The 26,365-nt window shown below is 73.1% G+C and carries 26 protein-coding genes; 14 read left to right on the top strand and 12 right to left on the bottom strand.

The window, feature by feature from the left end:
• The first annotated feature begins 7 nt into the window (after positions 1 to 7).
• Positions 8 to 1,801 carry a cytochrome c oxidase assembly protein gene (locus AB0C78_RS10305; protein WP_360744725.1) on the top strand — a complete coding sequence of 598 codons (1,794 nt, stop codon included), beginning with the start codon at positions 8 to 10 and terminating at the stop codon, positions 1,799 to 1,801.
• On the opposite strand, the gene AB0C78_RS10300 is transcribed toward AB0C78_RS10305, so the two are convergent.
• Positions 1,755 to 2,675, bottom strand: coding sequence for an NADP-dependent oxidoreductase (locus AB0C78_RS10300; RefSeq protein ID WP_360744722.1), 921 nt, complete (start codon positions 2,673 to 2,675; stop codon positions 1,755 to 1,757). The two genes, AB0C78_RS10305 and AB0C78_RS10300, sit on opposite strands and share 47 nt — an antisense overlap.
• A 103-nt stretch (positions 2,676 to 2,778) precedes the next feature.
• On the opposite strand from AB0C78_RS10300, the gene AB0C78_RS10295 reads away from it, so the two are divergent.
• The 3 genes from AB0C78_RS10295 to trxA are packed head-to-tail and all read left to right on the top strand — an operon-like array spanning position 2,779 to position 3,942.
• Complete coding sequence (locus tag AB0C78_RS10295) at positions 2,779 to 3,228, top strand: helix-turn-helix domain-containing protein (RefSeq protein ID WP_360744719.1); 450 nt, start codon at positions 2,779 to 2,781, stop codon at positions 3,226 to 3,228.
• Between the two features lie 23 nt (positions 3,229 to 3,251).
• Positions 3,252 to 3,746 carry a MerR family transcriptional regulator gene (locus AB0C78_RS10290; RefSeq protein WP_360744716.1) on the top strand — a complete coding sequence of 165 codons (495 nt, stop codon included), beginning with the start codon at positions 3,252 to 3,254 and terminating at the stop codon, positions 3,744 to 3,746.
• Complete coding sequence (gene trxA / locus AB0C78_RS10285; RefSeq protein ID WP_360744713.1) at positions 3,628 to 3,942, top strand: thioredoxin; 315 nt, start codon at positions 3,628 to 3,630, stop codon at positions 3,940 to 3,942. The genes AB0C78_RS10290 and trxA overlap by 119 nt, the downstream gene beginning before the upstream one ends.
• 56 nt (positions 3,943 to 3,998) lie before the next feature.
• Here trxA and secY read toward each other — a convergent pair whose 3' ends face one another.
• The 3 genes from secY to AB0C78_RS10270 all read right to left on the bottom strand — a co-directional run bounded on the left by secY (position 3,999) and on the right by AB0C78_RS10270 (position 6,390).
• On the bottom strand, positions 3,999 to 5,285 hold the full coding sequence (secY, locus tag AB0C78_RS10280; RefSeq protein ID WP_360744710.1) for a preprotein translocase subunit SecY: 1,287 nt from the start codon (positions 5,283 to 5,285) through the stop codon (positions 3,999 to 4,001).
• A 142-nt stretch (positions 5,286 to 5,427) separates the two neighbouring features.
• Positions 5,428 to 5,850, bottom strand: coding sequence for a hypothetical protein (locus AB0C78_RS10275; RefSeq protein WP_360744707.1), 423 nt, complete (start codon positions 5,848 to 5,850; stop codon positions 5,428 to 5,430).
• Between the two features lie 75 nt (positions 5,851 to 5,925).
• Positions 5,926 to 6,390 carry an SgcJ/EcaC family oxidoreductase gene (locus AB0C78_RS10270; RefSeq protein WP_360744704.1) on the bottom strand — a complete coding sequence of 155 codons (465 nt, stop codon included), beginning with the start codon at positions 6,388 to 6,390 and terminating at the stop codon, positions 5,926 to 5,928.
• Between the two features lie 91 nt (positions 6,391 to 6,481).
• On the opposite strand from AB0C78_RS10270, the gene AB0C78_RS10265 reads away from it, so the two are divergent.
• Positions 6,482 to 6,919 (top strand): MarR family transcriptional regulator, encoded by a 438-nt coding sequence (locus tag AB0C78_RS10265; RefSeq protein ID WP_151542398.1) that lies wholly within the window; start codon positions 6,482 to 6,484, stop codon positions 6,917 to 6,919.
• A gap of 52 nt (positions 6,920 to 6,971) precedes the next feature.
• On the opposite strand, the gene AB0C78_RS10260 is transcribed toward AB0C78_RS10265, so the two are convergent.
• The 6 genes from AB0C78_RS10260 to AB0C78_RS10235 form a co-directional block, all read right to left on the bottom strand.
• Positions 6,972 to 7,949 (bottom strand): LysR family transcriptional regulator, encoded by a 978-nt coding sequence (locus AB0C78_RS10260; RefSeq protein WP_360744701.1) that lies wholly within the window; start codon positions 7,947 to 7,949, stop codon positions 6,972 to 6,974.
• A 77-nt stretch (positions 7,950 to 8,026) separates the two neighbouring features.
• Positions 8,027 to 8,731, bottom strand: coding sequence for a Crp/Fnr family transcriptional regulator (locus tag AB0C78_RS10255; RefSeq protein WP_360744698.1), 705 nt, complete (start codon positions 8,729 to 8,731; stop codon positions 8,027 to 8,029).
• Positions 8,732 to 9,044: 313 nt separating this feature from the next.
• Positions 9,045 to 9,815: a succinate dehydrogenase/fumarate reductase iron-sulfur subunit gene (locus tag AB0C78_RS10250; protein WP_360744695.1), complete on the bottom strand. Its 771-nt coding sequence runs from the start codon at positions 9,813 to 9,815 to the stop codon at positions 9,045 to 9,047.
• Entirely contained in the window at positions 9,812 to 11,881 is a 2,070-nt protein-coding gene (locus AB0C78_RS10245) for a fumarate reductase/succinate dehydrogenase flavoprotein subunit (protein WP_360744692.1), read from the bottom strand. Before AB0C78_RS10245 ends, AB0C78_RS10250 begins: the two co-directional genes overlap by 4 nt.
• A 12-nt stretch (positions 11,882 to 11,893) precedes the next feature.
• Positions 11,894 to 12,724 (bottom strand): hypothetical protein, encoded by an 831-nt coding sequence (locus AB0C78_RS10240; RefSeq protein WP_151542403.1) that lies wholly within the window; start codon positions 12,722 to 12,724, stop codon positions 11,894 to 11,896.
• A gap of 345 nt (positions 12,725 to 13,069) precedes the next feature.
• Entirely contained in the window at positions 13,070 to 13,702 is a 633-nt protein-coding gene (locus tag AB0C78_RS10235; RefSeq protein ID WP_360744689.1) for a helix-turn-helix transcriptional regulator, read from the bottom strand.
• Positions 13,703 to 13,835: 133 nt separating this feature from the next.
• Between AB0C78_RS10235 and AB0C78_RS10230 the strand changes: the two genes are divergently transcribed.
• Together AB0C78_RS10230 and AB0C78_RS10225 are read left to right on the top strand one after the other, a co-directional pair.
• Positions 13,836 to 14,381, top strand: a complete 546-nt coding sequence (locus AB0C78_RS10230; RefSeq protein ID WP_360744686.1) for a hypothetical protein — start codon at positions 13,836 to 13,838, stop codon at positions 14,379 to 14,381.
• Complete coding sequence (locus tag AB0C78_RS10225; protein ID WP_360744683.1) at positions 14,378 to 14,962, top strand: OmpA family protein; 585 nt, start codon at positions 14,378 to 14,380, stop codon at positions 14,960 to 14,962. Before AB0C78_RS10230 ends, AB0C78_RS10225 begins: the two co-directional genes overlap by 4 nt.
• Positions 14,963 to 14,972: 10 nt before the next feature.
• Here the strand turns inward: AB0C78_RS10225 and AB0C78_RS10220 are convergent, their stop codons facing one another.
• The gene (locus AB0C78_RS10220) at positions 14,973 to 15,827 is read right to left on the bottom strand and encodes a serine/threonine-protein kinase (RefSeq protein WP_360744680.1); all 855 of its coding nucleotides are present in this window, start codon (positions 15,825 to 15,827) and stop codon (positions 14,973 to 14,975) included.
• Positions 15,828 to 16,007: 180 nt separating this feature from the next.
• Here AB0C78_RS10220 and AB0C78_RS10215 point away from each other — a divergent pair, with 180 nt between their 5' ends.
• On the top strand, positions 16,008 to 17,492 hold the full coding sequence (locus AB0C78_RS10215; protein WP_360744677.1) for an LCP family protein: 1,485 nt from the start codon (positions 16,008 to 16,010) through the stop codon (positions 17,490 to 17,492).
• 30 nt (positions 17,493 to 17,522) lie between these two features.
• Here AB0C78_RS10215 and AB0C78_RS10210 read toward each other — a convergent pair whose 3' ends face one another.
• Positions 17,523 to 18,143, bottom strand: coding sequence for an A24 family peptidase (locus tag AB0C78_RS10210; RefSeq protein WP_360744674.1), 621 nt, complete (start codon positions 18,141 to 18,143; stop codon positions 17,523 to 17,525).
• Positions 18,144 to 18,355: 212 nt separating this feature from the next.
• Between AB0C78_RS10210 and AB0C78_RS10205 the strand changes: the two genes are divergently transcribed.
• The 6 genes from AB0C78_RS10205 to AB0C78_RS10180 form a co-directional block, all read left to right on the top strand.
• Positions 18,356 to 18,847: a DUF4282 domain-containing protein gene (locus tag AB0C78_RS10205; RefSeq protein WP_360744671.1), complete on the top strand. Its 492-nt coding sequence runs from the start codon at positions 18,356 to 18,358 to the stop codon at positions 18,845 to 18,847.
• A gap of 11 nt (positions 18,848 to 18,858) precedes the next feature.
• Positions 18,859 to 21,249, top strand: coding sequence for a serine/threonine-protein kinase (locus tag AB0C78_RS10200; RefSeq protein WP_360744668.1), 2,391 nt, complete (start codon positions 18,859 to 18,861; stop codon positions 21,247 to 21,249).
• Complete coding sequence (locus tag AB0C78_RS10195; RefSeq protein ID WP_360744665.1) at positions 21,246 to 22,370, top strand: response regulator receiver protein; 1,125 nt, start codon at positions 21,246 to 21,248, stop codon at positions 22,368 to 22,370. The genes AB0C78_RS10200 and AB0C78_RS10195 overlap by 4 nt, the downstream gene beginning before the upstream one ends.
• A 97-nt stretch (positions 22,371 to 22,467) precedes the next feature.
• Positions 22,468 to 24,381 (top strand): AAA family ATPase, encoded by a 1,914-nt coding sequence (locus AB0C78_RS10190; protein ID WP_151542413.1) that lies wholly within the window; start codon positions 22,468 to 22,470, stop codon positions 24,379 to 24,381.
• Positions 24,378 to 25,148 carry a 4Fe-4S single cluster domain-containing protein gene (locus AB0C78_RS10185; RefSeq protein WP_360744661.1) on the top strand — a complete coding sequence of 257 codons (771 nt, stop codon included), beginning with the start codon at positions 24,378 to 24,380 and terminating at the stop codon, positions 25,146 to 25,148. The genes AB0C78_RS10190 and AB0C78_RS10185 overlap by 4 nt, the downstream gene beginning before the upstream one ends.
• The coding region (locus tag AB0C78_RS10180; protein WP_360744658.1) for an FHA domain-containing protein at positions 25,136 to 26,365 on the top strand (1,230 nt) is incomplete at its 3' end. The genes AB0C78_RS10185 and AB0C78_RS10180, both read left to right, overlap by 13 nt.

Here is a 26,365-nt window from a genome sequence, read left to right as displayed (position 1 = left end):
CTCCGCCGTGGCAACGCAACCGCGGCAGGCACCCGGGACCGACCGGCCCCTCCTCGTGACGGCGGCGCTCGCGGCGGCCCTGCTCGTCCTCGCGCTGGTCGTCCGGCTCGGCGGGTCGCTCGGCGCCGCCGCGGCGCCCGGGCTGTCGGAGGCCGGCGCGCTGACCGAGACCGGCCTCACCGTCGCCAAGCTCGGCGTGAACGCCGCGTCCACCGTGACGGTCGGCTGGCTGCTGGCCGCCGCCGTGTACGTCCCCGGGACGGGCGCCGCGCGCCGGTGCCTGCGGGCGGCGTCGCTGAGCGCGCTGGCGTGGGCGCTGTGCACGCTCGCGCTCGCGGCGTTCAGCGTGTCCGACCTGTTCGGGATCGGCCTCACCGGGATCAGCGGCGACATGCTGCGGGCATTCCTCATCGACCTGCCGCAGGGCCGGGCGCTGGTCCTCGTCTTCGCGGCCGCCGCCGCGCTCTGGTGGGCGGCCCGGCTGCCCGCCGCCCCCGGCGCCGCCGGATACCTGCTGCTCGCGGCGGTCGCCGGGCTGATGCCGCCGCTGTTCACCGGCCACGCCGCGACCGGGTCCCACCATGCGCTCGCCGTGTTCAGCCTCGCCGCCCACATCGCGGGCGCCGCGCTGTGGATCGGCGGGCTGGTGGCGCTCGTCCTCCTCGCACCGGAGATCCGGGACCAGTTGCCACGTGTAGTGGAGCGCTACAGCGGGCTCGCGCTGGTCGCGTTCACCGTCGTCGGGGCGAGCGGCGCGGTGAACGCGTGGATCCGGCTCGGCGGCCTGCACCTCGGGTCGCGCTACGGCGCGCTGATCGTGGCGAAGGCCGCCGCGCTCGTCGCCCTCGGCGCCATGGGCTGGTGGCACCGCCGCGCCACGATCCCCGCGCTGGCGTCGGCGCCCCGGCCGTTCGTCCGGCTCGGGTCCGCCGAGATCGTGGCGATGGCGGCGACGATGGCGCTCGCGACCGGCCTGTCGCGGACGCCGCCGCCCGAGGTCTCGCCCGGCACCATCGACGCGGTGGCGCTGCGGCTCGGCTTCCCGCTGCCCGGCCCGGCCGGCGTCGCCGCGTACGTGACGCACTGGTGGATCGACCCGTTGTTCCTTGTGCTCGTCCTCCTCGGCGCCGTCCTGTACGGAGCCGGGGTGGCGCGGGCAGGGAGCTGGCCCATGCGACGTAGCGTCGCGTGGGCCGCCGGGTTGAGCGTCCTACTGTTCGCCATGGGCAGCGGTATCGCTCGCTACAGCATGGTCCTGTTCAGCGCCCACGCCCTGCAGCACGTCCTGGTCGGAGTGGTGGCACCGATACTGCTTCTGTACGGACGTCCCTTGCAGCTCATACCTGCGGGCTCGCTGCTCGCCGCCGCCGCCGACAGCCGGGGTGTGCGGTTCCTCAGGGAACCGGCCGTGTCCTCAGCGCTGTTCCTTCTGAGCCTCTACGCCTATTACGTCTCGGCCCTGTTCGGTGCGTCGCTCGCCAACCACGCGCTCCACTCGCTGGCGATGGCCTGCTTCCTCGCCATCGGCCTGGCGTTCTTCAGCAGCATGCGCGTACCGGTCGTCCTGCCGCTGCTGCTCGTCGCCGCCGGGATCGTCCTCATGCTGGACGGGACCGTCCTCGGCGGCGGCTGGTACGAGGGCCTCGGACGGCGCTGGGGCGCGGCTCCGCTGCACGACCAGCACGCGGGCGCCGCGATCCTGTGGACCGCGGCCGCGCCCGCCGCGCTGTTCCACCTCGTCCGGCGGGTCCGCCTCACACGGCGAGGACGATCTTCCCCGTCACCCGTCCCGTCTCGCTGAGCGCGTGCGCCTTCGCCGCGTCCGCCAGCGGCAGCACCTCCTCGACCACGGCCCGCACCCCCGCTCCCGCGGCCTCCGCCAGGTCGGCGCCGGACGGCGTGAACCCGAACTCGACGAACCGCAGGCCCCGCTCGTCCGCCAGCCGCCGCACCTCCGTCCGGTCGGGACCGGTGCCGCGCACGTCGACCAGCAGCCCGCCGGGCTTCAGCGTCCGCAGCGAGCGGGGCCCGTAGTCGCCGGCGATCGGGTCCAGGACCACGTCGACGTCCCGGACCGTCTCCGCGAAGTCCTCCGCCGTGTAGTCGACCAGCTCATCCGCGCCGAGCCCGCGCAGGAACGCGTGCTTGGCGGCGCGCGCCGTGCCGATCACGTGCGCGCCGCGCGCCTTGGCGATCTGCACGGCCAGGTGCCCGATCCCGCCCGCCGCCGCGTGCACGAGCACCCGCTGGCCCGCGCCCACCCCCGCGACCCGGACGAGCGGCTGCCACGCCGTCAGCACTGCGGTCGGCAGCGCCGCCGCCTGCACCAGGTCCAGCCCGTCCGGAACGTGTGCGAGCCGCTCCTGCGGAACCGCGGCGAACTCGGCGTACGAACCGTCCGGCGGGAACGTGTTCCCGAACACCGCGTCCCCCGGCCGGAACCCGGACACGCCCTCGCCCACGGCCTCGACCACGCCCGCGACGTCCAGGCCGAGCGTGAACGGCGGCTCCGCGAGCCTCCGCACGGCCCCCGACCGGATCTTCCAGTCCGCCGGGTTCACCCCGGCCGCCGCGACCCGGACCAGCACCTCGCCCGGCCCCGCGTCCGGCCGCGGGACCTCGGCGACCTCCAGCACCTCCGGACCGCCCCACGTCCGCTGGACCACAGCACGCATCTCCGGCACCCCTTCCCCGCGGCCGCCCGGCCGCACGGCGTCCATGCTGGAGGACCCCGGTACCCGTTGTGAAGAAGGCACCTGTTTGATATCCAGGTACCTTGTGGATACCACCCCGAGTGATCACTGGCCCCCGGCCTACCGCCGCGACTGCCCGTCCCGCACGGTCATCGAGGTCCTCGCCAACAAGTGGACGCTCTACGTGCTCGCCGCCCTCCGCCGCAGCGACGGGCCGATGCGCTTCAACGAGATGCGCCGCGCCCTCGACGGCATCACCCAGAAGATGCTCACCCAGACCCTGCGCGCCCTCGAACGCGACGGCCTCGTCAGCCGCACCGTCTACCCGACCGTCCCGCCGCGCGTCGAGTACGGCCTCACCCCGCTCGGCGCCGAGGCCGGCCGCCTGACCAGCGCCATCGCGGACTGGGCCATCGCCAACGTGGGCGACATCCTCACCGCCCGGGAGTCCTTCGACACCCGTCCCGAGCCCGCGCCGCTCGACCTTGCCGCGCCGCTTGACCTTGACGCGCACGTCAAGGCGTACGGTCGCTGACGGCCACCGAAGGAGGATCTCCGATGCTGATCGGCGAGCTGGCCGAACGCGCCGGCGTCAGCACCCGCACGCTGCGCTTCTACGAGCAGCAGGGGCTGATCACCGCGCGCCGCGCGCCCAACGGGTACCGCCAGTACGACGAGTCCGACCTGCGGCTCGTCGCGCAGATCCGGTCGCTGCTCGCGGCCGGGTTCACGCTGGAGGACACCCGCCCGTTCGTGGACTGCCTGCGCTCCGGGCACGCCACCGGCGACGCGTGCCCCGAGCCGGTCGCGGTCTACCGCCGCAAGCTCGCCGAGATCGACGCCGAGATCGCCACCCTCGTCCGGCGCCGCGCCGACGTGGCCGCCCAACTCGCCCGGGCCTGCCCGGGCTGCACCGTCCCGCAGGAGGCGACCGATGATCACCGTGACCAGCGCGACCTTCGACGAGCAGGTCCTGAACGCCCCGGGCCCCGTCCTCGTCGACTTCTGGGCCGACTGGTGCCCGCCGTGCAAGATGATCGCGCCGATCCTTGAGCAGCTCGACGCCGAGCTCGGCGACCGCCTCACCATCGCGTCGCTGAACGGCGACGAGAACCCCGACATCGCGAGCCGGTACGGCGTCCTCGGCTTCCCGACGCTGACGCTCTACAAGGACGGCGAGGTCGTCCACCAGATGGTCGGCGCCAAGCCCAAGCGCCACCTCCTCGCCGCTCTGACCCCGCACCTGTGAACCCGCGGTGACGCGGGCCCGCCGCCGGGACGGCGCGTCCCGGCGGCGGGCCCCGTTCAGCGCAGGAACCCCTCGTAGTTGTGCTGCTGGAGCCGGCTCTCGATCTGCTTGACGGTGTCCAGCCCGACCCCGACGGCGATGAGGATCGTCGTCCCGCCGAACGGGAACTGGTCGCCGACGTCCAGGAGCGCCAGCGCCGCCATCGGGATGAGCGCGACGAGGCCCAGGTAGGCCGCGCCGGGCGCGGTGACGCGCGTCAGGACGTGGTCGAGGTACTCGGCGGTGGGACGTCCCGGCCGGATGCCGGGCACGAAACCGCCGTACTTCTGCATGTTGCCGGCGACCTCCACCGGGTTGAACGTGATCGCCACGTAGAAGTAGGTGAAGAACACGATCAGCGCGAAGAACGCGCCCATATGCCACGGGTTCGCCTGGTCCAGGTAGGGCTGGATCCGCTGCAGCCATGTCACGTCGGGCCACAGCCGCGTGGCGAGCAGCGGCAGGTACAGCAGCGACGAGGCGAAGATGACCGGGATGATCCCCGCCTGGTTGACCTTCAGCGGGAGGTAGGTCGAGGTGCCGCCGTAGACGCGGCGGCCGACCATCCGCTTGGCGTACTGCACCGGGATGCGCCGCTGCGCCTGCTCGACGAAGACGACGCCGGCCATGATGGCCAGCCCCACGACGATGACCAGGGCGAACACGAACCCGCCCTTGGCCTGGTAGATGCCCCACAGCTGGCCGGGGAAGACGGCGACCACCTGCGTGAAGATCAGCACCGACATCCCGTTGCCGACGCCCCGCTCGGTGACGAGCTCGCCCAGCCACATCGTGACGGCCGTCCCGGCGACCATGCAGACCACCATCGTCGCGATCGGGAAGATCCCCTTGTCGTGCAGGATCCCGTCCGAGCCCTGGAACAGCTGCCCGGCGGACGTCATCGCGACGACGCTCGCGCCCTGCAGGACCGCGAGCGCGACCGTGAGGTAGCGGGTGTACTGCGTGATCTTCGTGGTGCCGGACTGCCCCTCCTTCTTCAGCGCCTCCAGCTTCGGGACGACCACCGTCAGCAGCTGCAGGATGATGCTCGCGGTGATGTACGGGTAGACGCCGAGCGCGAAGACCGACAGCTTCAGCAGCGCGCCGCCGCTGAAGAGGTCGAGCAGCCCGTACAGCTGGTTGCTCTTCTTCGCGGCGTCGGCGGCGGACTTCAGCGCCGCCACGTCCACGTTCGGCAGCGGCACGTTCTGCCCCAGCCGGAACACGAGGACGACGAACAGGGTGAACAGCAGTTTCTTGCGCAGATCCGGGGTCCGGAACGCGCGGGCGAACGCGGTCAGCACGCCGCGTCCGTCCGGTGGGCGGGCAGGGTGAACCGGGCGAGCGCATGGCGCGCTCGCCGCATGGCGAAGCGAAAGATGACTGGCCTCCATACGGGGACGCCGCAGCGTCCGCAGGACTACTGCGGCCGATGACAGATGAGCGTCAGGAACCCGTACCGGTAGGAGGCCCTCGCACCGTCGCGGTGCCGATGTGGACGGACGCCGGGACGACCGTGCGCGACCAGGCGGCCGCGACGCGGACCCGCCGGAGTGCCAGGTCGGGAGCGGCGGACGGCAGGACCGAGTGGTCGCCGTGCCGCTCGGGCGAGACGAACCCGAGCCGTTTCCAGAGGTGGACGTCCGCCGCGGAGAACCGCGGCCAGGCGGGCGCGGAGCGGCGGTCCCGGGCGGGCGAGGACGCGATGCCCCGCGAGCCGGCGCCGCTCGCTGCCGCCGACGTCCCGACCCGGACGATCTCGACGGCCGCCGCGTTCGGGACGACCGACAGGGTGGCCGTCAGGGCGAAGCCGAAGAAGCCCGCCAGCAGCCTCACCAAACGGCGCTGCCGGGAGGTGCGGTCGTCCACACCGGCCTCCCCTCGCCGCCCGCCGCCCGTCCCGCAACCGTACAACGCCTTCGGCGGCCGGGCCGCCGAACCGGATCAGCGGGCCGCCGACGCCACGGCGGGCTCGGGCTTCGTGGCAGGCTTCGTGGCGGGCTGGAACCGGAAGGAGACGGCCTCCATCAGCGACTTGTGCAGGGTGTTCTGGAAGGCCGCGAGCCGCCACCGGCCGTCGGCGCAGCGGACCACGGTGTTCGTCTGCAGCTTCTTGAGCTTGCCGGGCGCCTTCTTGTACGTGTCGCCGCGCGTGACGACCACGGCGCTGCCGGGCGCCGTCATCCGGATGTCGACGATCTCGCAGGCCAGCTTCGTGCCCTTCAGGAAGCTGTCGAAGAGCGCCTGGTGCGCGGCGCCGATCTCCTCCGCGCCGCGGTAGAGGGTGCCGACGTAGGTGATGTAGGTGGCGTCGGCGGTGAAGCAGGCGCCGTAGGCGGCGCCGTCCCCGCGGGCCCAGGCGTCGGTGAGCTGCTCGAACAGGGCGCGGATCGCGGTCTCGTCGGTCATGGCGGGTCCCTCCCGTGATAGCTTCTTTGCAGAAGTTTCTGCTTTGAAGATTTCTCTTCGTTGAGGAAGAGATTAAGCGGCGGGAGGTCGCATGTCAACGCCCGAGCCCGAGTCGGAGACCTACCGGCGCTACCTCAGCGCCGTCATGCTGCACGGCGCCGCCGGCGCCCGCGCCTGCGGGCTCGGCGCCACCGACCTGTACGCGCTGAACATCCTCGACCTCGCCGGGGCCATGACGCCGGGCGAGCTGTCCGCGCGGACCGGGCTGACGACGGGGCCGACCACCCGGCTGATCGACCGGCTGGAGCAGGCCGGGTACGTCCGCCGCGTCCCGTCCCCGGACGACCGCCGCAAGGTGATCGTCGAACCCGCCGGGGAACCCGCGGACCTGGACCGCGTCCTCGCGCCCGCCCGCCGCCGGATCGGCGAGATCATCGGGGGGTACGCGCCCGAGCAGCGCGCGGTCCTCTTCGACTACTTCCGGCGCGCCGCCGACGCCTACCGCGAGGCCGCCGACGACCTCCGCTGACGCGCCGCGCGGGCGGCGTCGGCGACGACGGCCCTCGCCTTCGGGCTTCGGGTCAGTCGTGGAGGAGGGTCTCCACGCCGGCGGGGAGGCTGCCCGCCGCGCCCGCCTCCACGAGGAACGTCAACAGCAGGTCCTGGAAGGCGCGCGCCGCATGCGTCAGGTCGACGTCCTTGCGGTGCGCCAGCGCGATCGTGCGGAGGAGGCCGGGACCGTGGTGGCCGCGCCGCGCCTCCTCGTCGGCGAGGACGAGCGGCGTCCCGCGCAGGCCGGGCCGTCCCGCGAGGACCATGCTGGGCACGACCGCGATCCCGAGGCCCGCCTCGACGAACCGCAGCACGGCGTCCATCTCGCCGCCCTCGACGGCGAACCGCGGCTCGAACCCCGAGGCCCGGCACGCGCTGATCGTCGCCTCGCGCAGGTCGTACCCCGGCCGGAACATCACCAGCGGACGGTTCCGCAGGTCCTCGATGCGCAGGTAGGAGCGGCGCGGCATCTGCACCGCCGCGGAGTCGCCGTCCGGGGAGGCCACCACCAGGTACTCGCGCAGTATCGGCGTGGTGTCCAGCGGCGGGTCGCCGTGCAGCGGCAGGATCACCAGGGCCAGGTCCAGCGAGCCGCGGGTCAGCTCCTTGACGAGGTCCCGCGACCCGCCCTCCTCCACCAGCAGCTGGATGCCGGGATAGTCGTCATGGAAGCGGCGCAGCACGTCCGCGAGGAGCCCCGCGCACAGCGACGGCGTGGCGCCCAGCCGGACGCGCCCGCGCCGCAGCCCGGTCAGCTCCTGCACCTCCAGCCGCGCCGTGTCCACGTCCGCGAGGATGCGCTTGGCCAGCGGCAGCAGCGCCTCGCCCGCCGGCGTCAGGGTGATGTTGCCCCGCGCGCGGCTGAAGAGGGGCGCGTTCAGCTCGGTCTCCAGCGCGCGGATCTGCTTGGACAGCGACGGCTGCGCCACCCGCAGGAGCTCGGCGGCCTGCGTGAAGTGGCGCACCTCCGCGACCGCGACGAAGTAGGCGAGCTGCTGTAGCTGCATCCTGCACAGAGTACGGGCCCGCCCCGGCGCCGCCCGCGGCCGCCTCGGCCTGTTGGCGCCCGGAACCGGGTCGGCCGTCAGCGCGCGTGGCGGCGCAGGGCCTGGAGGTCGTGCACGATCAGCCGGCGGCGGCCCGTCTCGATCCAGCCGTGCCGGCGCAGCGTCCGCAGCGCCTTGCTGACCGCCTCCCGCGACGCGCCGACCCACCCGGCCAGCTCCTCCTGGGACAGGTTCAGCGTGATCCGGACGCTCTGCCCGCCGCCGCGGCCCGCCGCGCCCGCGCGGCCGTCGTAGGGCTGCCCGAACCGCTCCGCCAGCTCGACGAGGCGCTGCGCCACCCGGCCCGTCGCGTCGAACATGCCGAACTCGACGCGCTTGCGGTCCGCGTCGCGCCAGCGCTGGCACAGCATCCGCATGATGATGATGGACACGCGCCCGTGCGCCTGCAGGAACGCCATGAACTCCTCGGCCGTGACGGCGAGCGCCCGCGCCGGCTCCAGCGCGGCGACGGTCGCTGAGCGGGGCAGGCCGTCGATCGCGGCGACCTCGCCCAGCAGGGCGCCGGGGCCGCGCACCGCGAGCAGCGCCTCGCCGCCGTGCTCGCGGTAGGAGAACGCCTTGACCCGGCCGCTCAGCAGGACCGCCACCCAGCTGGAGCGGTCCCCCTCGACGAACAGCGTGTCCCCCCGGGCGAAGTCGCGGACACGGCCGCGGGATTCCAGGTCGTCGCGTTCCGCCGGAGTGAGCTCCGCAAGGAACGAACCCGGTTCGAGGGGGCTCATGCCCACCACGCTAAGGGGAACCCGGCGGCACGGGTCCCGGGGGATAATCACGAATTTGTCACGCGTTGTGTGCACTCTTCCCTATTCACCGGGACGCGCGGACGCCAGCGTTGATCGCGGCGTGTGCGGCCGGCAGGCCGCCGGCGCCCGGCTTGCGCGGAGGCACGGTGGACAGGGGCGCCGTGCCCCCGGCGGCGAGCACGGCGTTCATGGGGAACGGCGGAACGGCGGGCGGCGATCCGGGGGCATCGCCGCCCGCCGTCGCCGCCCGCCGTCACCGGGTCAGGCCGTCACCGATCAGGCCGTCAAGAGGTCAGGCGGACGGGGTGTCCTGCCCCTTCTTGACGATGCCGAGCTTGGTGCCGAGCCACACGACCGGGTCGTACTTGCGGCCGACGACCCGCTCCTTCATCGGGATCAGCGCGTTGTCGGTGATCTTGATGTGCTCGGGGCACACCTCGGTGCAGCACTTGGTGATGTTGCAGAACCCGAGGCCGTGGTCCTTCGCCGCGATCTCCCGCCGGTCCGCCTGGTCGGCCGGGTGCATCTCCAGCTCCGCGATCCGCATGAGGAACCGCGGCCCGGCGAACTCGGGCTTGTTCTCCTCATGGTCGCGGATCACGTGGCAGACGTTCTGGCATAGGTAGCACTCGATGCACTTGCGGAACTCCTGCGAGCGCTCGACGTCCTCCTGCTGCATCCGGAACTCGCCCGGCTCGACGTCGCCCGGGTCGAACGAGGGGATCTGCCGCGCCTTCTCGTAGTTGAACGACACGTCCGTCACGAGGTCGCGGATCACCGGGAACGTCCGGATCGGGGTGACCGTGATCGTCTCGTCCTCGGTGAAGGTGGACATCCGCGTCATGCACATCAGCCGCGGCATGCCGTTGATCTCCGCCGAGCACGACCCGCACTTGCCGGCCTTGCAGTTCCACCGGACGGCGAGGTCCGGCGCCTGCGTCGCCTGCAGCCGGTGGATGATGTCGAGGACGACCTCGCCCTCGTTCACCTCGACCGTGTAGTCCGTCAGCTCGCCCGCGCCGTCGTCGCCGCGCCAGACCTTGAACTTGGCCTCGTAGCTCACTGCTCGCCCTCCTCGTCGTCCGCAGCGGCGCCCGCGGCGGTCGCATCGGTCTCCTCGTCCGCCTTCGCGACCGCGTCCGCGGAGGGCGTCCCCTCGGACGCCGCCGCGCCCTCGGACGCCTCGGCCGACGCCTCCGGCGACACCGGCTCGGCGGCCACGTCGGCCGGCAACTCCTCGGCCGTGAGGTACTTCTTCAGCTCGTCGGTCTCGAACAGGCCCAGCAGGTCCTCGCGCATCGGCGTCATCGGCTGGCGCTTCAGCTCGACGTGCGGGGACGACGGGTCCCCGGCGAGGCTGCAGACCAGGTTGACCTTCCGCCACTCCGCCGACATCTGCGGGTAGTCGTCGCGGGTGTGCCCGCCGCGGCTCTCCTGCCGCTCCAGCGCCGCCTTCGCGACCGCCTCCGACACCAGCATCATGTTCCGCAGGTCCAGCGACAGGTGCCAGCCCGGGTGGTAGCCGCGGCCGTCGTCGCCCACCGCGACCGGCGTGACGCCGACGTTGGCGACCCGCTCGCGGAGCTTGCCGAGCGCCTCGATGGCCTGCTGCAGCTCCGCCTCCTTGCGGATGATGCCGACCAGGTCGTTCATCGTCTGCTGCAGCTCGGCGTGGACGGCGTAGGGGTTCTCGCCGTCCTCCCGCTCGAACGGCGCGAGCGCCTCGGCGACCGCCGCCTCGATCTCCGCCTCCGGGACGGCGGGACGCTCGGGCAGGCCGTCCACGTACTCCGACGCGCCGAGCCCGGCCCGCCGGCCGAAGACCAGCAGGTCCGACAGGGAGTTGCCGCCGAGCCGGTTCGAGCCGTGCATGCCGCCGGAGACCTCGCCGGCCGCGAACAGCCCCGGCACCTTCGCCGCGCCGGTGTCCGGGTCGACCTCGACGCCGCCCATCACGTAGTGGCAGGTCGGGCCGACCTCCATCGGCTCCTTGGTGATGTCGACGTCCGCCAGCTCCTTGAACTGGTGGTGCATCGACGGCAGCCGCCGGACGATCTCCGCGGCGCCGCCCGGCATCCGGTCGACGACGGTGAGGAACACGCCGCCGTGCGGCGATCCCCGGCCGGCCTTCACCTCGGAGTTGATCGCGCGGGCCACCTCGTCACGGGGCAGCAGCTCCGGCGGCCGCTTGTTGTTGTCGGGGTCGTCGTACCAGCGGTCGCCCTCCTCCTCGGTGGTGGCGTACTGGTTCTTGAAGACCTCGGGGACGTAGTCGAACATGAACCGCCGGCCCTCGGAGTTCTTGAGGACGCCGCGGTCGCCGCGCACCGACTCGGTGACGAGGATCCCCTTCACCGACGGCGGCCAGACCATGCCGGTCGGGTGGAACTGCACGAACTCCATGTTCAGCAGCGTCGCGCCGGCGAGCAGCGCGAGCGCGTGCCCGTCACCGGTGTACTCCCAGGAGTTCGACGTGACCTTGAACGCCTTGCCGATGCCGCCGGTCGCCAGCACCACCGAGGGCGCCTCGAACACGACGAACTTGCCGGTCTCGCGGACGTATGCGAACGCGCCGCAGATCCGGTCGCCGTCCTTGAGCAGCCGCGTCACGGTCGTCTCGGCCCAGACCTTGAGCCGGGCCTCGTAGTCGCCGTGCTCGGCGTGGTCCTCCTGCTGCAGCGCGACGATCTTCTGCTGCGCGGTGCGGATCAGCTCCAGGCCCGTCCGGTCGCCGACGTGCGCCAGCCGCGGGTACTCGTGCCCGCCGAAGTTGCGCTGGCTGATCTTGCCGTCCTTGGTGCGGTCGAACAGCGCGCCCCAGTGCTCCAGCTCCCAGATGCGCTCGGGCGCCTCCTTGGCGTGCAGCTCGGCCATCCGCCAGCTGTTCATGAACTTGCCGCCGCGCATGGTGTCGCGGAAGTGGACCTGCCAGTTGTCGTTGGGGTTGACGTTCCCCATCGCCGCGGCGGCGCCGCCCTCGGCCATCACCGTGTGCGCCTTGCCGAACAGCGACTTGGAGATGATCGCGGTCTTCTTGCCCTGGAGGCGGGCCTCGATCGCCGCCCGCAGCCCGGCGCCGCCGGCACCGATCACCACGACGTCGTAGGCGTGCCTCTCGATCTCAGTCATGATCCTTTGGCCTCAGTTGAAGATGCGGGGGTCGGAGAAGACGCCGCCGGCCACGAACGCGACGTAGGCGTCGGCCACCACCAGCGAGCCCAGCGTGATCAGGGCGTAGGTCCCGTGGTTCTGGTTGATCTTGGAGACCCAGCCCCACATGCGGTACCGGAGGGGATGCTTGGAGAAGTTCTTCAGCCGCCCGCCGACGATGTGCCGGCACGAGTGGCACGACAGCGTGTACAGCCAGAGCAGGACCACGTTGGCGACCAGGATGATCGTGCCGAGCCCGATGCCGAACCCGCCGTCCTTGCCGTGGAAGGCGCGGACCGCGTCCCAGGTGTTGATGACGGAGATGAGGAACGCGGCCATCCAGAAGTAGCGGTGCAGGTTCTGGCCGATGAGGGGGAAGCGGCGCTCGCCGGTGTACTTGCCGTGCGGCTCGCGCACCGCGCAGGCCTGCGGCGACGCCCAGAACGAGCGGTAGTAGGCCTTGCGGTAGTAGTAGCAGGTCAGCCGGAACAGCAGCAGGAACGGCAGCGTGATGATCGCGAAGGGGATCCAGCCGCGGGTGCCCGCCGGCAGGAAGGTGCCGAACTCGGCGGCGTCGCCGGTGTGGCCGTTGACGGTGACGTTGCTGCAGATGTCGTTCAGGCAGGGCGAGTAGAACGGCGTCAGGTAGTGGTATTGCGGGACGTAGAACGCCGCGCCCCAGAAGGCCCTGACGGTCGCGTACACCACCCACGCGGTGAAGATCACGAACGTCGTGATCGGATACAGACGCCAGTTGTCCTTGCGGAGCGTGCGTTCCTTGATCTGGGCGCGCGACTTGGCCGGCGCCTCCATAGTGCTCATCGATCGCTCTCCTGAGCTCGGGTCGTCGTGTCCCCGTACCACGGTCTGAGCGCACTCGCGCGGCCGTCGCGCCCGGCCTGGGGCGCCGTCCCGCATGCGCGCGGTGACGCCTCGTGTGCGCTTCCAGCGAAGCGACCTTACGCCACCCCGCGGGAGCTGTGACATACATAACAGCCAGACCCGCATGTGACCCTGACCACAGACTTTAGCCCTGGAAAGGCGCTACTGCACCGCCCGGTTCTCATAACCAGTCGTTATGGCCCAGCGGAATCGAGACGAGCACGCCGGGGCATGACCGAGCGGCCATCCGGCCGGCGCGAGCGCGCGTGCGGCGGGCGAACGCGCTCAGTGACCGCGGGCGTCCCGGATGATGCGCGCGTAATGGGCCTCGGCCTCGCTCGTGCGGCCGTTGCCGTACACGCGGAGCAGTTCCGCCAGGTCCGGGAAGCGGTCGCCGATGAGCGCCGCGGCGGCCTCGATCTCGGCGGCCGAGGCGACCTCGCGCAGCAGCGCCTGGACGAGCCGCGCCGGCTGCTCGGCGTGCACGGGCCCGCCTCCCGCGACGCCCTGCGCGGCGCCGCCGGCCTGCGCGGTACCGCCGGCCTGCGCGGTGCCGCCGACCGGGACGCGGCCGGACGTCGCGGCGCGCAGGCCCGAGGTCGTCGCGGCCGACTCGGCGCCGATCGCCTTCAGCCGCTCCCTGACCTCGGCCGCCGCCATCGCGTCGAAGCCGGGGTCGGCGGCGAGTTCCTCGGCGGCCAGCAGCCGGTGCAGCACGGCCGGGTTGCTGATCTTGGCGCGCTGCCCGGACATCAGCTGGGAGAGCATCGGCGCGGACAGCCCGAGGACGCCGGCGAGCGCCGACTGGGAGAGGCCGAGCCGGTCCAGGAGCCGGCGGACGCGGTCGCCCAGCGGCTCGCCGTACCACTCGGTCTGGAGCGCCCGGTTCCGGACGACCGTCTCCGCGGCAACGCCCACTTTCGCCGCCCCCTCTTGACTCTTCACAGTTGCAAACGGTAGGTTCTCGAACGCAATGATGCGCGGTGACCTCGCCACCATCGTGCCACGGCGAGCGATCTTTGCATATGCGACGAAACGGAAAGGGCCGTACATGCGCCTGTCACACCGCCCGGCCGCGACGGCGGCGGCCGCCCTCCTCCTCGCCGGCGGGCTGGCCGGCTGCTCCCTCTCCGACGGCGACTCCGGCCACGGCGCGACACAGGGATCGGTCGGCAAGGCGAGCGTCGACCGCTTCGACAAGCCCGTCGCCAAGGCGACCTTCACCACTCCGATGGCGCCCGGCGCCAAGGTCGACATCGCGGTCATGGGCCTGCGGGTCAAGGGCAAGCTCGCCACCCTCAGCCTCCAGTGGACGCCGCACGTGCCCGGCGACACCAACACCCCGACGCCCTACCGCCTCAACGGCGAGCGCGGCCTCGACGCCTCGCTGATCGACCCGGTGAACCTCAAGCGCTACGTCGTCGTGACCGACTCCGGCAGCCGCCGCCTCGAAAGCGACGACGTCCTGACCAACCTGCCGAACGAGCAGACCACCCTGACCAGCCACACGTTCGCCGCGCCGCCCGCGAACGTGAAGAGCATCGACCTCCAGCTCGGCTCATGGCCGACGTTCCGCGACGTTCCCATCGAGAGGTGAGCCGCGTGCGCCGGACGATCGCCCTCGCGGCCGCCGTGCTGCCGGCCGCCTCCCTCCTCCTCACGGCTTCCGGGCAGGCCGGAGCCGACACCGACCCCGTCGTCCCCGACTCGAACATCGCCGCGTCCGTCCGCACCCTCGACGCGGCCGGCGCGGTCCGCGCCATCGACCTCACCCGGGCCGTCGTCCCGCTGGAGACCGAGGACGTCAACGGCTCGCAGGTCACCGTGCACATCTCCGCGGACGTCCTGTTCGACTTCGGCAAGGCCGCGCTCACCGACGCCGCGCGCCGCCGCATCGCCGACCTCGTGCCGCGCCTCCGCGACGCGCGCGGCACCGTGCAGGTCTCCGGCCATTCCGACTCGGTCGGCTCCCCGTCCTACAACCTCGACCTCTCGCAGCGGCGCGCCGAGGCGGTCAAGGCCGAGCTGGCCCGCGCCCTCGGCGGCACCACCCTGCAGATCGAGGCCAAGGGCTACGGCGAGACCCGTCCGATCGCCCCCAACAGCGTCGGCGGCAAGGACAACCCGTCCGGGCGCGCCAAGAACCGCCGCGTCGACATCAGCTTCGAAAAGACCTGAGGCCCCCGGGTCAGGGGTGGGGCGGGGGCGGGCCCAGGTGGTCGAAGATCTGGAGGGGTTCCCCGTCCAGGGTCTGCACGGGGAACCGCAGGTCCAGGTCGCAGGACGACAGCGCACGGCGCGCGGCGCCGGCGTCCACGAACCGGCGCTCGGGATCCGGGTCGCACAGGTGCGACAGCACCGTCCACAGCATCGGCGGCACGCCGCCGGGCCGCGCGCCGATCCGCTGGCGCGGCTCCGGGTCGCCCGCGCCCGTGAGCATCCGCCAGCCCACCATCCCCGCCGCGTACAGGTCCTGCCGCGGCCCCGGACGGTTCCAGTCGAGCACCTCCGGCGCCAGGTAGCCCGGCGTGCCGACCGTGAAACCGGTCGTGGTGAGGCGCACGCCGTCGTCGCCGAGCGCAATCCCGAAATCGGCGAGCCGCACGTGCGGAGCCCCGACCGGGCTCGGCTCCAGCAGCAGGTTCGCCGGCTTCACGTCCCGGTGGACGATCCCGGCGCGGTGGATGTGGCCCAGCGCGGCCAGCACCTGGTCCAGCACCTCCGCCGCGTACGCCGGCGGCAGCCGCCCGTAGTCGCCGAGCAGCGTCTCCAGCGACCCGCCGCTCACCAGGTCCATCGCCAGCAGCACGTCCTCGCCCGCCGCGCACGACGCGTACGGGGTCACCACGTGCGGATGCGCCGGCCGCGGCGCCTGCTCCCGGACCGCCCGCAGCACCGACGTCGGGCCCCTCCGCCGGACGAGCTTCGCCGCGCAGTACCGCCGTTCCGCCCCGTCGTAGGCGCGCCACACCCGGCTCGTCCCGCCCGCCCCGATCCGGTCGAGCATGGTGAACCGGCCACCGATCACCCACGCCTCGTCCACGGACGAGATCGTACGGAAAACACCGCGGCAAGGGATCCGGGCCACAATCCACCCGAAGATGACAACAGATCGGACGTATCGCGCATCAAACAAGAAGATGTACGTGACTTCCGCCCCCGCCTACACTGACGGCCCCCCCAGACCACGCGCCCCGGACAGGGCCCGCCCGAAACTGGACGAATGAGCGACAAAGACCCCGGCCGCGAAGACCTCGCGGGGGACACCGCCGCCGACAGCACCACCGACGCTCCCGCTCCCGCCCCCGCCGACGACGGCGCCCCGCCATCGCGCGCCGCGGCGGCGCGGGCCCGCCGCCGCAGGATCCTGCGCTGGACCGCGATCGGCACGGCGTCCGTCGTCCTGCTCGGCGGCGCCGGAGCGGCCTGGCTCTACCACGACCTCGTCGGCGGCATCGACAAGAAGCACGTCGACGGGAAGCTCGGCGCGAACCGGCCGAAGAAGCTCAACAAGTCGCTCAACATCCTGCTGCTCGGGTCCGACACCCGCGCCGGCGACAACGCCAAGTACGCCGCCGACGGCGTGACCGGCGCCCGCTCCGACACCGCGATCCTGCTGCACCTGTCACCCAACCGCGACCAGGCCGTCGGCGTCAGCTTCCCCCGCGACTCGATGGTGAAGATCCCCGCGTGCGAGAAGGACGGCGGCGGCACCGTCCCCGCCCAGTTCGGCATGCTGAACTCCGCGTTCGCCCTGGCCGGGCCCACCTGCACCTGGAAGACGCTGGAAGGCCTCACCGGCATCCACATCGACCACTTCGTGCAGATCGACTTCTCCGGCTTCAAGCGGATGGTGGACGCGCTCGGCGGCGTCCAGATCTGCGTCGCCAAGCCCGTCGACGACCCCCGCGCCGACCTGCACCTCAAGGCCGGCAAGCAGACCGTCAAGGGCACCCAGGCCCTCGGCTACGTGCGGGCCCGCTACTCCCTCGGCAACGGCTCCGACCTCGAGCGCATCCAGCGGCAGCAGAAGTTCATGGCCGCCGTCGTCGACAAGGCCACCAGCGGCTCGGTGCTCACCGACCCGGCGAAGACCTACAAGTTCCTCAAGGCCGCGACCAAGTCGCTGACGACCGACGACGGCCTCGACCTCGCGACCATGAAGAAGCTCGCGGACGGCCTCAAGGGGATGGACGCCGGCAAGGTCCGGTTCGTCACGGTCCCGGTCGAGGGCTACGCCCCCGACCCCAACCGCGTCCAGTGGAACCAGGCGCAGGCCAAGCCGCTGTTCGACGCCATCCGGCACGACAACGACCTGCCCGCCGAACCGGCCAAGCCCGCCCCCGCCGAGCAGGCCCCGCCGGACCCCGGCAAGGTCACCGTCACCGTCGTCGCGGCGGGCGCGCCGAAGGCCGCGGTCCAGCGGGTCGTCGACCAGCTCGGCAAGCGCGGCTTCAAGGTCGCGAAGAAGACGGAGAAGGCGGCGCCCGTCGCCGAGAGCCGGCTCGTCTACAACCCGTCCGCGGAGGCGCAGGCGTCCGCGCTGGCCCGCGACGTGCCCGACGCGCTCCTCACCGCCGACGGCTCCGCCCCCGCCGCCGGCGGCGTCCGCCTCGTCCTCGGCAAGAACGGCGTGCACTTCGCCCCGCAGACGCTCAACAAGATCACCGGCGGCGTCAAGGCGGGCCAGAAGGACCCCTGCACGTGACCCCCGGGCCCTACCCGGTGACCCCGGCCCCTACCCGGTGGCCACGAGCACCCCGACGAGCGTCCCGACCAGCATCGACGGCCCGAACGGGAACTCCCCCTTGCGGGACCGCCGGACGATCAGCACGCCGACCGCGATGACGCCGCCGAGCAGGTAGGTCGCCAGCAGGCCCGTCACCCACGCCCGCGCCCCGAACCAGCCGAGGCACAGCCCGAGCACGCCCGACAGCTTCACGTCCCCCAGCCCGATCCCCGACGGCACCGCGAACGCCTGGACGGCGTAGAGCGCGAACATCGCCGCCATCCCGATGAGGGCGTGCTCGAAATGCCGCCACCCGCCGCCGGTGAACGGCACCGCCGCGGCCAGCAGCGCCGCCACGGCGCCGTAGGAGGGCAGCGTGAAGCGGTCGGGCAGCCGCTTGACCTCGACGTCGACGAACGCCAGCAGGGTGCCGGCCGCGACGAGGTAGAGCAGCGCGCCGAGAACGGGATGCGCCCCGACCCGCCACCCGATCACCCCGGAGACGGCCGCGGCGACGACCCCCATGGCCGTCCGCCGGGTCCACGGCATCACCCCGGTGAACGGGGCCGCCAGCGGGGCCAGAAGGAGTCCGACCACGAACCCGGCCGGAACCAGCACCAACGCGACCATCGCACCTCGCCCATTCCGGCCCTCAGAGGGAGCTTCCGGCACGATAACCCGCCCGCGGACCACCCGGCCGCGACACCGCGGACAACACCCGGAAAGGAAACGCAGCGGGAAGCGCGCACGGGGCCGGTGAGCCGCGCGTCCCGTTCCGGCCGCACGCCCGGCTCAGGCTCTAGAGTCTTCCTATAGGCGGCCCCAGACTGGAGACGACGGCGATGACGCACCCATCGGACCCCGGCCAATCACCGCGCCCACCGGGCCCCCCGCCCGGCCCGCCGGGTGGACCGTACGGCCCGCCGCCACAGCAGCAGCCCGGCCCGATCCCCGGCCCCCGCCCGTCCAGCCCGTTCGGCACCGGCCCCTACGAACAGCCCCAGAGCTGGCAGCCCCCACCCCGCGACCCGCAGTCGAAGGGCCTCGTCAGCGCGCTGTTCGACACGAACTTCAACAACCTGGTCACGCCGAAGCTCATCAAGCTCTTCTACATCCTGTCGCTGCTGCTGATCAGCCTGTCCGCCCTGCTGGTGGTGGTGATCGGTATCTGGGTCATGGGTCTGCGCAACGGCTGGCTGCTGGGCCTCATCATCATTTGCGCCTCGCCGGTCGTCTGGTTCTTCGAGGCGATACTCGCTCGGATCTTCATGGAGGCGATGGTCGTCCGCTTCAAGGAGGTCGAGTACCTCCGGATCATCAAGGACAAGGACTAGACGGGGCTGCGGTGGGCGAGTTCGACGCGACCGGGTCCGGCGAGGCCGGATCCGCCGGGAGCGGGCCGCGGGACACGCGGCGGGACGCCGGGGCGACGCGGCGGGACGAGCGGGTGCCCGCGCCGCGCACGCCGCCCGCGTCCGGGCCCGGGACGACGCGGCGGGACGGGGAGGCGGCCGGCGATCCGCTGATGCGCCTGCCGGCGGCGCTGGCCGAGCGGTACGAGGCGGTCGCGGAGCTGCCGGTGCAGGGCGCCGAGTCGGACCTGCTGCTGGTGCGGGACGAGAGCGGCGACCGGTTCGTGGCGAAGGTGTTCCGCCGCGGGTACCACGCCGACCGCGACGTGTGGGCGAAACTGCCCGCGCTGGATTCGCCGCACGTGCTGCGGATCCTGGAGACGGGCCACGCGGACGGCCGTGACTACGAGGTCACCGCGTACGCGCCGGACGGCAACCTGCGCAACCTCATCGACGGCCCCCTCCCGGACGGGACCGTGAAGGAGATCGCGGCGCAGCTGGCGGACGGTTTGGCGGCGCTGCACCGGGCGGGCATCGTGCACCGGGACCTGAAGCCGGAGAACGTGCTGGTCCTCGCGGCGGAGCCGCTGCGGCTGGCGATCGCCGACTTCGGGTTGAGCAAGGTGCTCGACGAGAGCGTGGTGTTCGCGTCGTCGTCGCGGACGCTGGCGTACGCGGCGCCGGAGTCGCTGTCGGGGCAGGTGTCGCCGGCCCGGGACTGGTGGTCGCTCGGGATGATCGTGCGGGAGTGCGCGACGGGCCGTGCGCCGTTCCAGGGCCTGAGCGAGACCGTGGTGGTCGACCATCTGGCGACGCGTCCGGTGAGCGCGGACGACGTGCCGGACGCGCGGCTGCGGCTGCTCTGCCAGGGCCTGCTGACGCGGGATCCGCGGCGCAGGTGGACCGGCGTTGAGGTCGCCGAGTGGCTGGACGGCGGGTCCCCGCAGGTCACGGAGGAGACCGCGCAGCCGGGCGTCGGACTGCCGTTCCACGGCGCGCGCTATGCGAGGCGTGACGAGCTGGCGCGCGCGCTGGTGGAGAACTGGGAGCATGCCGCGCAGTACTTCTTCGGGCGCGGCGAGTCCGGTGAGGCGTGGCGGAGCCTTCGGGACTGGCTCGCGGACGTGCCGGACGACAGCCGCATCGCGCTGGTCGACGGCCCGCTCACCGCGGCGCTGCCGCCGGACGTGAAGCTGCTGCACCTCGTGCTGTGGCTGGATCCGGAACTCCCGCCGCACTACCTCGGCCGCAGGACGTCCGCCGGGGACCTGCCGGCGCTCGCCGCCCTCGCGAACGATCCCCGCCACCCCGACCATCGCCTTGCGTGCCAGATCGGCCGGGACCTGTGGGAGCACGGCCTGCTGCGCGTCCTGGCGGGTTTCGCGGGCGCCGGGGACCTGGCCGGTATCGACGGCCAGTGGCGCGCCAACGTCGCGGCGTGGAACGACCTCGCGCGCTGGCTGCGCGGGCAGGACGCGACGCCGGCCGGGCTGGCGGCGCGGCTGCCGGACGCGGAGGCCGGGAACCCGCCGGCGGTCCTGCTTGCGCTGCTCGCGCTGGCGGCCCGTCCGGCGGAGACGCACCGGTCGCTGGCGGAGGGCGCGGCGCGGGCCCGGGAGGCCGTCCCGGAGCCGGTGCCGTGGTTCACGTGGATGGCGGACGGGGCGGGCGACGATCCGCTCCGGCTGCTCGCGGTCGCGCGCGCGCTGCCGGAGGCCGTAGTGGAGGCGGAGGCGCGGGCGCGCGACCGGCACGCTGCGGCGCGGCGCTCGGAGGCGCTTCAGGCGCAGTGGGCCGACCGTGAGCGGCAGCGTCTCGCCGGTCGCGGCGCGGCGGTGACGCGGGCGGTCGTGTGGTCGCTGCCGATCCTCGCGATCTGGCTGGCGGGCAGCTGGGTCGTCGGAAGCCTGTTCGGCGCCGGGAAGCACGACGACGGGACGACGTCGGTGGGCCTCCACGCGTCGTCGGGCGGCGGTGTGCCGTTCGCTGCGCTCGCCGTCCTCGCGGTCATCGCGTGGGGCGTGCAGTGCGGCGCCGAGGTGATGCTGGCGCGCGCGCAGGGCGGTGACTATCTCCCCTACGGGCCGTGGTCGCTGATATCGAAGGTGCTGGGCGCGGGCGGCCGCGGGCTGTCCAAGGCGTCGCGGACGATGTCGGGCGCCGCGCGCCGCAACGACCGGCGGGGGTGCGGGTTCCTGCTCCTCGCCGGTACGGTGCCGCTGCTGCTCCTGCTTCTGCTGGCGGCGGCGCTGACGTCCATCGCGAGCGTGCTGTGGGTGCTGGTGATGGTCGCCGGGGCCGTGGCGCACGGCGTGGCGGCCGGTGTCCGGATGCACCGCTGGCAGCAGGCCCGCACGAGCCACCCCGGAGGGACCCCCACATGAGCAGCGGCGTCGAGGCCGACATCGTGCTGGACGCGGCGGTCGTGCTGACCCTGGGCATGAACCGGGTGCTCGGCCGCGGCGGCGACGCGGCGGGACGCGGCGCGCAGGCACTGGCGGCGCTCGCCGCGGGGCGGGCCGAGGCGCGGGAGGCGGCGCTCGCCGAGGTCCGCACGCACGAGCGGGCGCTGCGCGAGGTGGTGGAGCGCAACGCGCGCATCGCGGCGCTCGCCGAGACCCGCGCCAAGCTCGGCGCGGACGTGGCGCTGCCGCCGCCGCTGCGGCCCGCCGACGAGTCCGCGCAGGAACTGACCGCGTGGTGCGCTGCGACCGACCCGCTCCTGGCCGAGGCGGAGCGCCGCCTGTCGGAGCACCTCGCCGCGCAGGTCACCGCGCAGGTCTTCACCGCGCCCGCCGAAGGGCTGCGCGCCGACACCGGACGCACGCCGCCTCCCCGCCGCGGCGACGACACCCAGCGGACCCTCGAAAGGATCATGGCGCGGCTGCTGCCCGACGCCGGCGAGGACGAGCGCCGCGCGGTCGCCGAGGCGGCCCGGCTGCTCGCCGCCGTCGGCACCGCCGAGGAGGCCGAGGGCGTCCTGCACGAGGTCCGGCTGCGGATCCGGGAGGCCAACCGGCGCACCGAGGACGCCCGGGAGCGGGCGCGGCGCCGCGCGGCCGAGCGGGAGGCCGCCGAGCAGGCCGAGGCGGAGCGCCGGTACGTCCTCGACTCGATCACCGCCGCGTTCGAGGACATGGGCTACGAGGTCCAGCCGGGTTTCGAGACGCTGACGGCCGGGGACGGCTCGGTGGTGCTGACCAAGGGCGCCTGGCCCGACCACAGCGTCCGGATGCGGGTCGACGGCGCCGCGCGCGTCGAGGCGGCGATGGTCCGGGAGCGGCCCGCCGAGAGCGAGGACGACCGGCGCGTCGACGTCGAGCGGGAGCGCGAGTGGTGCGCGGCGTTCGAGGCCGCGCGGGCGCGGCTGGCGGACGGCGGGATCCGCTCCGAGGTGTCCTGGCGGCTCGACCCGGGCGTGCGGGAGCTGCCGGTCAGCGCCGCGCCACGGCAGACTGGGGCGCGTTCGGGCCAACGCGAACGGCGCCGGGAGCGTCCCACTTGACGTGCCGTCTCCCGCCGGCGGCGCGTGATCGGAGAATGGGGGCCGCGGGGCGCGGGAGGCCGGCGCCCCCCGGGACATGCGGAGTGGAGCGAGCCAGATGAGCATTGATTCGCCGACCCTGGGCGGCCGGCTGCAAGGCTGGCCGCCGTTCATCCGCGAACTCGACGCGACGCTGTCGGTGCACTCCCAGTACGTCCTGTCGGGCAACCTGTACGACAGCTTCCTGGCGCCGCCGGCGGAGGGCGGCGGGCCCGCGCGGCTACTGCCGCTGCGGTCCCTGCTGTGGGAGACGCTGCGTGCGAGCGGCGCGTCGTTCATGGTGGTGTACGACCCGGTGGACGGGCTGGAGATCGTCCCGCCGCCGGGCGACGAGGCCGGCGACGAGGCGGAGCGCGCCGCCGAGCGGGTGCTCGGCAAGATCAAGGACGAGCGGCCGTCGCTGGAGGCGCTGACCCGGCACCTGGCGGCGGTGGCGCGTCCGCAGGAGAACGTGCGGGCCGCGTTCGTCATCGACTCGGCGTCGCGGATCGCCCGGACCCCGACCGAGATGGAGCCGGCCGAGCGGGACTTCTTCCGGTTCTGCGCGAAGCTGTCGCGGACGGCGCGGCCCGTCCGGGGGAACGGGGCGCGGCCGAAGCCGCTGTACAACCCGGTGGTGTGGCTGGTGGAGCGGCCGGGCGACCTGCCGTCCTGGCTGACCGCCGACAACGACACGATCCGCGAGATCACGATCCCGCGGCCGCACCTCGGCGACCGGCAGGAGACGGCGCGGCTGCTGGCCCGCGCGTTCGGGGTCAGCGACGTCGGCGCGGACGAGGCGGCCGCGGCGGCGTGCGACTCGTTCGCCGAGCAGGCCGACGGGCTCACGCTCCAGTCGATGATCGAGGTGACCCGGCTGGCGAAGGAGCGCAACGTCGACCTCGCCGACCTGCCGGACGCGGTCCGCACCTACAAGCTCGGCGTCCTCGACAACCCGTGGAGCCGCGGGCACCTGCGGCGCCGCGTCCTCGAAGGCGAGAAGCGCGTCCCGGAGCGGGTGATCGGGCAGCCGCAGGCGGTCACCAAGACGCTCGACATCCTCAAGCGGGCCGTGCTCGGGCTGTCGGGCGCGCAGGCGACCCGGTCCGGCAGCCGGCCGCGCGGCGTGCTGTTCTTCGCCGGGCCGACCGGCACCGGCAAGACCGAGCTGGCCAAGGCGATCACCGAGCTGGTGTTCGGCGACGAGGGCGCCTACCTGCGCTTCGACATGAGCGAGTTCTCCGCCGAGGGCTCCGGCGACCGGCTGATCGGCGCGCCGCCCGGGTACGTGGGGCACGAGGCGGGCGGCGAGCTGACCAACGCCGTCCGCGAGGACCCGTTCCGGGTGATCCTGTTCGACGAGATCGAGAAGGCGCACCCGCGGATCCTGGACAAGTTCCTGCAGATCCTCGAGGACGGCCGGCTCACCGACGGGCGCGGCAACACCGTGCACTTCTCCGAGTCGATCCTGATCTTCACCTCGAACCTCGGGATGTTCGTGCCGGGCCGCGAGCCGGGCATGCTGGAGGCCGTCCCGGCCCTCGCGGGCGACCGGGTGCGCAACATCACACCCGGGATGTCCTACTTCGAGGTCGAGCAGCGGATCAAGGACGCGGTCGCCGCGCACTTCACCGAGGTGCTGAACCGGCCGGAGCTGCTCAACCGGTTCGGCGACAACATCGTGGTGTTCGACTTCATCTCCGGCGACGCCGCGCACAAGATCTTCGACCTGCAGTTCGCGAACATCTGCAAGCGGGTCGCCGACGAGCACCGGCTCATGCTGACGGTCCAGGACGACGCGCTGCGGACGCTCCGCGAGTGGTGCACCGACGAGCTGGACAAGGGCGGGCGCGGCATCGGCATGGCGCTGGAGTCGCACTTCGTCAACCCGCTGGCGCGCGCGCTGTTCCACCGTGAACTCGGCGCCGACGAGCAGATCACCGTGTCCGGGATCCGGCGCGAGGGCGGCATCGTCCACCTGGACATCCAGTGACCGCCGAACCCCCCGGCGAGGCCCAGGACGAGGTTCAGGGCGAATCTCAGGGCGGGGCGCCCGCGCTGCTGCTCGCCAAGGCGCACTATCCGGTGACCACACTCGGCCCCGGCACGCGCGCGGGCATCTGGACGCAGGGGTGCACGCTGCACTGCCACGGCTGCCTGTCGCGCGACACCTGGGAGGCGGACCCGGCCAAGGCCGTGCCGGTCGAGGCCGTCCTCGGCTGGTTGGAGTCCCTCCCCGGCCCGCTGGACGGGATCACGATCTCGGGCGGCGAGCCGTTCCAGCAGCCCGCGGCGCTCGCCGCCCTGCTGCGCGGGATCCGCGCATGGCGTAACGCCCGGCGTGAGACGATGCCATTGGACATATTGGTGTACAGCGGATATGTCTACTCACGGCTTTCGCGGGTCCGGGGGTCGCGCGAGATCCTCGACCTGTGCGATGCCGTGATGGCGGGGCCGTACGTCGACCGGCTCAACCCGAGGGGGCGACACCCGGAAGGTGGCTCTCTACTCTGGAGGGGGTCGGCGAACCAGCGCGCCGTCCCGCTCACCCCGCTGGGGGAGGAGCGGTACGGGGCATCGGCCGGCATCGGTAAGACTAGGGAACACGCAGGGCCCCGAGTGCAGGTGTCCGTGGACGAAGGGCCGGAGGGAAGGCGGGTGTACTACATCGGGATCCCGCGAAGGGGTGACATGGAGCACCTCACGTCGAGGCTCGAACGCGCCGGCGTGCGCTCGGGGGATGTGTCATGGCGACCTTGAACTGTCCTGTCTGTGACGAGCCGTACCAGCAGGGCGATCTGCTCTGCCTGAGCTGCGGGGCCAACCTGGCGCGCCCGGGGGGCGGCCACCGGGCCGGTCCGGGCGGGTACGACCAGGGCCCGCCGCAGCACGGCGCCCCCCAGCACGGCGGTCCGCCCCAGCACGGTGCTCCGCAGCACGGCGCCCCCCAGCACGGCGCTCCCCAGCACGGGGGCTTCCCGCCGCAGCAAGGCCAGCCGTACCAGCAGCCGCCCCAGCACGACTACCAGCAGCCCCCGCAGCACGGCGCTCCCCAGCACGGTGCCCCCCAGCACGGCCAGCCGCAGCAGGACCAGTGGGGACCGCCCCCGCAGCAGCAGCAGCCCGACCAGTGGGGCCCGCCGCCGCAGCAGCCGCAGCAGCCGGACCAGTGGGGGCCGCCGCCGCAGCACCAGCCGCAGCACGGCGCTCCCCAGCAGAGCCAGCAGCCGGCCGACCCGTGGTCCATGCCGCCGCCGCAGCAGCAACAGCAGCCGCAGCAGCAGCCGGACCAGTGGGGACCGCCGCCGCAGCACCAGCCGCCGGCGCCCGACCAGTACCGCCAGCCCGAGCCGCAGTACCAGCAGCCCGAGCCGCAGTACCAGCAGCCGCCCGACCAGTACATGCCGCAGCCCGGACCGGCGGACCACCAGTACGGCCCGCCGCCGCAGCAGCCGCCCATGCCGCCCCCGCACGGGCGCGAGGCGACCCTGCTGCCGCCCGACCAGCAGCACGGTGCCCCCCAGCACGGGCACCAGCACCCGCAGCAGCCCGACAGCACGGCGTTCATGTGCCCGTACTGCGAAGCGGTGCTGACCAACCCGGGCGCCGCGCAGTGCAACTCGTGCGGGCGGCAGCTGCCGCAGAAGGGCACGCCCGTCCTGCGGGTCCAGTTCCCGACCGGCGAGCTGAAGGTGTCCGTCGGCCAGCACCTGGTGCTCGGCCGGGACGCCGGCCAGTCGCCGGTGGCCGCCACGTTCACCCAGTACGACAACGTGTCGCGGCGGCACTCGACGGTCTGGCTCGACCCGTCCGGGACGGCCTGGGTCCGCGACGAGGGCTCCACCAACGGGACGTTCGTCAACGGCGAGCGGCTCCCCCGCGCGCCGAGGCCGTTGAGGATCGTCCCGTCCGCGCCGAGGGCGACCGGCTGGGTGAGGCCGGGCTGCTCGACGGCGGGCTGCTGCTCGGGCGGCGCC

Source organism: Actinomadura sp. NPDC048394 (assembly GCF_040651755.1).
GTDB classification, from domain to species: domain Bacteria; phylum Actinomycetota; class Actinomycetes; order Streptosporangiales; family Streptosporangiaceae; genus Spirillospora; species Spirillospora montaniterrae.
Note: the sequence above shows the minus strand (reverse complement) of the source record. Positions and strands in the feature narration are given on the sequence as shown.

What these genes read in the sequence shown, in the direction of transcription:
- AB0C78_RS10300 (WP_360744722.1), bottom strand. Translation starts at nt 2,675, where the DNA reads ATGCGTGCTGTGGTCCAGCGGACGTGGGGCGGTCCGGAGGTGCTGGAG.
- AB0C78_RS10290 (WP_360744716.1), top strand. Translation starts at nt 3,252, where the DNA reads ATGCTGATCGGCGAGCTGGCCGAACGCGCCGGCGTCAGCACCCGCACG.
- trxA (WP_360744713.1), top strand. Translation starts at nt 3,628, where the DNA reads ATGATCACCGTGACCAGCGCGACCTTCGACGAGCAGGTCCTGAACGCC.
- AB0C78_RS10270 (WP_360744704.1), bottom strand. Translation starts at nt 6,390, where the DNA reads ATGACCGACGAGACCGCGATCCGCGCCCTGTTCGAGCAGCTCACCGAC.
- AB0C78_RS10265 (WP_151542398.1), top strand. Translation starts at nt 6,482, where the DNA reads ATGTCAACGCCCGAGCCCGAGTCGGAGACCTACCGGCGCTACCTCAGC.
- AB0C78_RS10260 (WP_360744701.1), bottom strand. Translation starts at nt 7,949, where the DNA reads ATGCAGCTACAGCAGCTCGCCTACTTCGTCGCGGTCGCGGAGGTGCGC.
- AB0C78_RS10255 (WP_360744698.1), bottom strand. Translation starts at nt 8,731, where the DNA reads ATGAGCCCCCTCGAACCGGGTTCGTTCCTTGCGGAGCTCACTCCGGCG.
- AB0C78_RS10245 (WP_360744692.1), bottom strand. Translation starts at nt 11,881, where the DNA reads ATGACTGAGATCGAGAGGCACGCCTACGACGTCGTGGTGATCGGTGCC.
- AB0C78_RS10240 (WP_151542403.1), bottom strand. Translation starts at nt 12,724, where the DNA reads ATGAGCACTATGGAGGCGCCGGCCAAGTCGCGCGCCCAGATCAAGGAA.
- AB0C78_RS10230 (WP_360744686.1), top strand. Translation starts at nt 13,836, where the DNA reads ATGCGCCTGTCACACCGCCCGGCCGCGACGGCGGCGGCCGCCCTCCTC.
- AB0C78_RS10215 (WP_360744677.1), top strand. Translation starts at nt 16,008, where the DNA reads ATGAGCGACAAAGACCCCGGCCGCGAAGACCTCGCGGGGGACACCGCC.
- AB0C78_RS10210 (WP_360744674.1), bottom strand. Translation starts at nt 18,143, where the DNA reads ATGGTCGCGTTGGTGCTGGTTCCGGCCGGGTTCGTGGTCGGACTCCTT.
- AB0C78_RS10205 (WP_360744671.1), top strand. Translation starts at nt 18,356, where the DNA reads ATGACGCACCCATCGGACCCCGGCCAATCACCGCGCCCACCGGGCCCC.
- AB0C78_RS10195 (WP_360744665.1), top strand. Translation starts at nt 21,246, where the DNA reads ATGAGCAGCGGCGTCGAGGCCGACATCGTGCTGGACGCGGCGGTCGTG.
- AB0C78_RS10190 (WP_151542413.1), top strand. Translation starts at nt 22,468, where the DNA reads ATGAGCATTGATTCGCCGACCCTGGGCGGCCGGCTGCAAGGCTGGCCG.